The following is a 5555-nucleotide window of genomic DNA, read 5'->3' as shown; positions in this document are numbered from 1 at the left end:
TATAGGTTCATCTAAAAGCTAAAAGTGGCACAATTTGAACCGAAATGCCTGGCACTAACCGACCGAAATCACTGGCACAAATCGATCCGAGATATCCAACAGTTAAATGTATTATAATGTCTAACAATTATTCGATTGTATTGAACATTAATCTTATCTTAAAAAGAAAAAGATGAATCCAAACAGCAATAAGAAAAAAGACGAAGAAAGAGATGAAGTTATTTTGAACGACCAGCACAGTGATGGTGTTCATTTTAACAAAGATGTTTTAAAAGCAAAAGAAGCGGAAGGTGAGCACGCAGAAAAGAGGAAAGAAAGAGACAATGACCTGAAGGACGCCAGTGAGGCAGAAGGCATTACACAGAGAGAAAAGAAAAATAAAAGAGACAGTTAGTCTCTTTAGGATTAAAAAAGGCCATTCAAAATTATTTGGATGGCCTTTTTATTTATCCGCTAATCGATTATATCAAATCCGGTATACGGGATAAGAGCATCAGGCACTTTAATACCTTCAGGAGTTTGGTAATTTTCCAGAATACCTGCAAGCACTCTTGGCAGGGCCAGTGCACTTCCGTTTAAAGTGTGTACAAGCTCTTTGTTGTTGTCTTTGTCTTTATAGCGCAATTTCAGGCGATTTGCCTGGAAAGCTTCAAAATTTGACACAGAACTTATCTCCAGCCAGCGATCCTGTGCAGTAGAAAAAACTTCAAAATCATAAGTTAATGCCGAAGTAAATCCAAGGTCACCACCACAAAGGCGCAGAATGCGATAAGGCAATTTAAGATCCTTAAGAATATTTTTTACATGTTCCACCATTCCATCCAGGGCGGCATAGGAATCCTGAGGTTTTTCCAGCCTTACCAGCTCTACTTTGTCAAACTGGTGCAAACGGTTTAATCCGCGTACGTGGGCACCGTAAGAACCGGCTTCCCTTCTAAAACAAGGCGTATAACCGGTGCAGGTAATCGGGAAATCATTTTCGGTCAATAAATCTCCTCTAAACATATTGGTTATAGGCACTTCTGCCGTAGGAATCATATACAGATCATCTTGAGCAATATGATACATCTGCCCTTCTTTATCGGGAAGTTGGCCTGTACCATAACCAGAAGCTTCATTTACCATTAACGGCAACTGATATTCGGTATACCCCGCTTCCACAGCTTTGTCAAGAAAATATGTAATAAGAGCACGTTGTAACCTGGCTCCTTTTCCTTTGTATACAGGAAAACCAGCCCCGGTAATCTTATTACCCAATTCAAAATCTATAATATCATACTTTTTTGCCAGTTCCCAGTGCGGCAAAGAACCTTCCGCCAACACCGGAATATCACCTTCTTTATAAACCTCTTCATTATCTTCTTCAGAAGTGCCCGCGGGAACAGAATCGTGCGGAATATTAGGAATAGTGTACAGGTGCTTTTCCATTTCAATAATAGTATTGGCAAGCAACTCTGAGTAGTTCTTCGAATTTTCCTTTAACCTTCCGGTCTTCTCTTTTAGCAAATTTGCTTTTTGCTTTTCCCCGTTTTTAAACAGAATTCCAATTTCTTTGGATAATTTATTGGACTCAGCCAGCGTATTATCCAGCTTTGTTTGCGTAGAACGGCGCATATCGTCGAGCTGCAGGATTTCATCAAAAATCCCCTGAGCATCAAAATTTCGTTTCTTTAAAGCTGCTATAAATGCATCTTTTTGCTCTCTGATAATGCTGACTTGTAACATAAGGCCGTTGATTTTTAAAGTGCCGGTTAAAATTAATTTTGAAGCTGCAAATGTAACAAAAGCGCTTAAAAATTCTAGTCTAAATCTGAAGGTAAAATCCAGTCATTATGGCCAAAATGGCTCCATTCTGCCCTGGCCATATCTACTTTTGGATCGATAAGCATTTTAAGGGGGCGGCCATTTACACTCACCCGTGCATCGATATAAACTTCTATTTCCTTCCCCTTCTCAGCATACTCCTTTTCAAGGTATTGAGCAAACTGCCAGAGCATATCGGGCTTGGAATTAAGTGCCCGTCGTTGTTTTTTGCTTAAATATTCAGATTTTTTCACAACAAGGGTGTCTGAAGTTCCTTTTTCAACAACTTTAAAGTAACTGCTTCCTCTTTTTGAACGCAGCATCATTCTCCAGCTTAGACGATGTCCTTCTTCTGTCCACAACACATTATCCTGAAAAAACCAATGCCTTAGCGGCAGGGAAATCTGGATAATAAACCAGCACGCTAAAACGGCAATTATCACTTTGTTATAGGAAGGTACAATGATTTCTCCTTTGTCGTAGTGAGGTTTTCTCTTCCGAAGGAACCATTTGTTGATCTTTTCCGTAGGGAAAAAGAAAAGGATAAAAGCCAGCGAGAGGTAAGGAAAAATACCAATCTGAAAAATTACGCTATTAAAAAGATGAAAAAACACAGCCATAAAAAATGCGATGAGACGTGTTCTTTTCCAAAGCAAAAGCGGAATAATCAGCAGGTCAAAAATAAGTCCGAACCAGGTAATTACCGGTCTTATCCATTGTTTCTGAAGAAAATCGCCCACCAGCCAGTAGTCCTCTTTACTCTTCATCAGGATATCCGGCATTGTCCCATCCAGCCAGTCGGGATAAAATTTGGCGATAGAAGCGTAAGTATATACAATCCACATCTGCAGTACGATGACTATCCAGACCCAGCGCGGCATAGAAATTTTTCTCAGGGAAGGATTTTTTAAAGCGTCTATGGAGAGGTTACGGTGCGCAGGTAAAAAAAGCATAATGATGCAGAGCAACATTAGCAGGTAATAATGATTATTATAGGAGGATTTTTGCATTAGATAAACACCTGCCCACATAAGTCCGTAACAAAAAATGCTAATGCGGTATTTAAAACCCAGCATCACAAAAACACCAAATAATCCCATCAAGCCATAATACCAAAGCATAAGATCGCCCGGCAACGGTTGCAAAAATTCAAAACCTATAAAATTGAAAGTGAACTTTGGCGGATCTATGAGCGTTCTTTGGATCCATCCTGAGAATATTGCACCCCATGCTTCTATGGTAATCAACATCCCAAAAAGGATACGGAAAACTACAAGAGCAGAATTGTCTATGTGTTTAAACAGCCACCTATTCAGCATAATTATCACGTATGTACTGCCTGGAAAAAGCCTGATCCTGTTTCATCGCAATCGTTAAGGATTCTACAGAATCAAATTTTTTCTCGTCCCGAATGCGCACCAGTAGTTCAATCTGAAGTTTTTTGTCATAAAGATCCTGTTCCAGATCAAAAAAGTAAGTTTCAACGGTTTGGTCTTCCCCTCCAACGGTAGGATTGGTACCAATATTCATCATTCCGAAGAAATTTCTCCCGTCAATTTGGGATCTTACCACATAAACTCCGTTTTTCGGAATTAATTTATAATCCTCCTTTATATCCAGATTGGCGGTAGGAAAGTTAAATTCTTTCCCCAGCCCGCGGCCCTTTACCACAGTTCCGGTTAACGTAAAAGGGTGCTGCAGGTAATTATTTGCCTTTTCAACCCTTCCTTCATAAAGAGCATTTCTAATCTTGGTAGAACTTACCGCCACTGCTTCCACTTCCTGTTTGCTAATTTCTTCGACTTCAAAACCGAATTGCTCTCCAAATTCTTTGAGATTATTAATGTCTGCAGTACGATTTCTTCCAAAACGATGATCGTAGCCGATAATTACCTTTTTAGCCTTCAGTTTATTTACGAGAATATCGCGTACAAATTCCAATGCCGAAAGTCGGGAAAACTGGTGTGTAAAAGGATGCACGATTAGATGGTCTACGCCGGTAGATTCCAGCATCTGCTTTCTTTCAGCAATTGTATTAATCAGTTTCAGTCCGCTTTCTTTTTGCAGCACCATCCTTGGATGCGGAAAAAAAGTAAGGATAGCAGATTCCAGATTATTTGCTTTTGCTGTATTTACCAGCCGTTCAATAATTTTTTGATGCCCTGCATGTACTCCGTCAAAAGTTCCTATAGTTACCGCCGTCTGGCGCTCACTGTTAAAAGCATTTGCTCCCTGATGTTCTTTCAAAGTCGGCTTATTTTCCGTTAAAATTATTCATTGTATTCGAAACTCCTGCAGTTCCAAAAGACTTAATAAGTTCTGCAGACTTTTTTAATCTTTCCGAAAGGTTTTTCTCCTCCTCTTCCGTCCATTCCCCCAGCACGTAATCTATCTGTTTTCCTTTTGAAAATTCATCACTTATTCCAAATCTAAATCTGTTATAATTTGTGGTATTCAGGACGTTTTGAATGTCTTTTAGCCCATTATGCCCTCCATCACTGCCTTTTGTTTTTAACCGTAAAGTTCCAAAGGCGAGGTTCAGATCATCAGTAACCACCAGCAGATTTTCGGGAAGGATTTTCTCCTTCGTCATCCAGTAATTCACGGCTTTTCCACTAAGATTCATGTAAGTGCTGGGCTTCAGCAAAATAAAAGTTCGTCCTTTAAATTTGAATTGGGCGATATCCCCCAATCTGTCAGTAGAAAAAGTAACTTCCTCCTGAGCGGCGAGAAAATCCACAATCTTAAAACCTATATTATGTCTTGTATTTTCATATTCCCGACCGATATTTCCAAGGCCGGCGATTAAAAATTTCTTCATGGGATCTATTTCTTCTTCCTGAGGCTTTCTTTTACTTAATATTCTTCCGAAGAAAGACAGCATATGCTCTTTTTTGGTAAAGATAAAATTAAATATTCAGTTGAAAGTGGAAAAGAAATTGAAGATTGAAATAAAGTAGAAAGAGGAACAATTTAAGAATTTGAAGATTTGAAGATTAAAATTGAGTGGAAAGTGGAGAGTGGAAAGCTCTTTTTTGTAACTACGTAGGGGAAGGTGCTTTTTTAGTGAAAGCTGATTTCTTTTTATGTCGAAATTTGTCATTTTTACTCCATCACTCTTTCACTTGTGTACTCTTTTACTCTTAATCTTTTCTCCTGAAGGTCGATAATTGCCATTTTTAAAGGCTCTTTGTAGTCTGGAGTTTTTATGTTCGTAGTTCGTAGTCTGCTGCCCTTCTAAAGGTCAATAATTAGTATTTTAAGGTATACGCCTGTAATTGATTTCCAGTGTGCAACTTTTTTGTCTGTAATTGAGCGTTTTCTTGCGCTTTAACAGACCGAAATTGACATTTTTTGGCACCTCTCTATTTTCATTGCTTAAGAATAAGTCTTTATTCCTGATTTTTGCAGCGCAGCGGTCTTGATGCTAACCTAAAAACGGAGATTTTGACTCCTTCACTCTTTCCCTCTTTAACTTTTTAACTCCCTTTTATACTGAAGGTCGATAATTGGCATTTTTGGAGGGTTTTTGTAGTCTGGAGTTTTTATGTTGGTAGTTCGTAGTCTGCTGCCCTTCTAAAGGTCAATAATTAGTATTTTAAGGTATACGCCTGTAATTGATTTCCAGTGTGCAACTTTTTGTCTGTAATTGAGTGTTCTCTTGCGCTTTATTAGACCGAAATTGACATTTTTTAGCACCTCTTTATTCTTATTGCTTAAGAATAGGTCTTTATTCCTGATTCTTGCAGCGC

The 5555-nt window shown here is 38.8% G+C and carries 5 protein-coding genes; 1 reads left to right on the top strand and 4 read right to left on the bottom strand.

Annotated features, from left to right (window positions below; translation table 11 throughout):
* Positions 1–172: 172 nt before the first annotated feature.
* Positions 173–394: a hypothetical protein gene (locus tag RM545_RS17235; RefSeq protein WP_311496524.1), complete on the top strand. Its 222-nt coding sequence runs from the start codon at positions 173–175 to the stop codon at positions 392–394.
* 59 nt (positions 395–453) lie between these two features.
* Here the strand turns inward: RM545_RS17235 and serS are convergent, their stop codons facing one another.
* From serS to pth, 4 genes are all read right to left on the bottom strand, one after another.
* A complete protein-coding gene (serS, locus tag RM545_RS17230) occupies positions 454–1725 on the bottom strand; it encodes a serine--tRNA ligase (RefSeq protein WP_311496523.1) in 1272 nt (423 codons plus the stop codon).
* 74 nt (positions 1726–1799) lie between these two features.
* Positions 1800–3122 carry an HTTM domain-containing protein gene (locus RM545_RS17225; protein ID WP_311496522.1) on the bottom strand — a complete coding sequence of 441 codons (1323 nt, stop codon included), beginning with the start codon at positions 3120–3122 and terminating at the stop codon, positions 1800–1802.
* Positions 3112–4050, bottom strand: coding sequence for a bifunctional riboflavin kinase/FAD synthetase (locus tag RM545_RS17220; RefSeq protein WP_311496521.1), 939 nt, complete (start codon positions 4048–4050; stop codon positions 3112–3114). The genes RM545_RS17225 and RM545_RS17220 overlap by 11 nt, the downstream gene beginning before the upstream one ends.
* 7 nt (positions 4051–4057) lie before the next feature.
* Entirely contained in the window at positions 4058–4687 is a 630-nt protein-coding gene (pth, locus tag RM545_RS17215; RefSeq protein ID WP_311496520.1) for an aminoacyl-tRNA hydrolase, read from the bottom strand.
* Between the last annotated feature and the right edge of the window lie 868 nt (positions 4688–5555).

Origin of the sequence: Autumnicola lenta (assembly GCF_031846515.1) — a bacterium.
Classification (GTDB): Bacteria; Bacteroidota; Bacteroidia; order Flavobacteriales; family Flavobacteriaceae; genus Autumnicola; species Autumnicola lenta.
Note: the sequence above shows the minus strand (reverse complement) of the source record. Positions and strands in the feature narration are given on the sequence as shown.